The following is a 721-nucleotide window of genomic DNA, read 5'->3' on the forward strand; positions in this document are numbered from 1 at the left end:
GTTTAGTGTAAACCCAGAGCAGCGGTAGCAACATGATTGGCGTGGTTGAAGATAGCAGAGCAACCATACCTACGTTCCCTTCGCGCAGCGCGTAAAGAATTAACGTCATTCCTACGGCCATCGCGAGAAAGCCATTCAACGCCGTAATGCCAAAAACACGCCAAGTAATACGTTGGGTGGAGCGAGCAACTTTGACTCCAACGATAAGTAACAAGCAGTGTGCAATGAACGCGCTGATCATTCGAATTGCCGATGCAGCGATTGGGTCGACACTGGTTTGCATGACCGGTTTGGCAATAATGCCACCGAGCGCCTGACATATTGCAGCGGTAAGGCCGAGTGAGACTCCAACCCAAATGTTGCCTTTGATTTCCTCGAGCACATTGTTAGTTTGTCCGCGTCGGCCAAAGAATATCGCCATCACCACACCGCTAAACACCAGTGCAGAACCAAGCAGTTCAATGGCCGTCATGCTTTCGCTAAACAGGAAATAACCTAAGATGGTGGAAAACACGGCATGGCAGGAAAACAACAGGCCCGCTTGCCTTGGCCCCATGCGATTCAAACAAGCAAACAGTGCGGTGTCGCCAATGAAGATCCCTATCAATCCTGATGCCATCATCGGCGTAATGTGTTCCCAAGACACACTTAGCCAACCGCCGGTTATCCACGCCATGGTCGACAAAATCACAGCTGTGCAGCCCATCCGCCAACGACTGTA

General features: G+C 50.9%; 1 protein-coding gene. It reads right to left on the reverse strand.

What is annotated here, in order from left to right; translation table 11 throughout:
- A partial coding sequence (locus R7Q48_RS27285; protein ID WP_318133387.1) for a DMT family transporter occupies positions 1–721 on the reverse strand: 721 nt, incomplete at both ends.

It is taken from the genome of Vibrio sp. 378 (genome assembly GCF_033339435.1).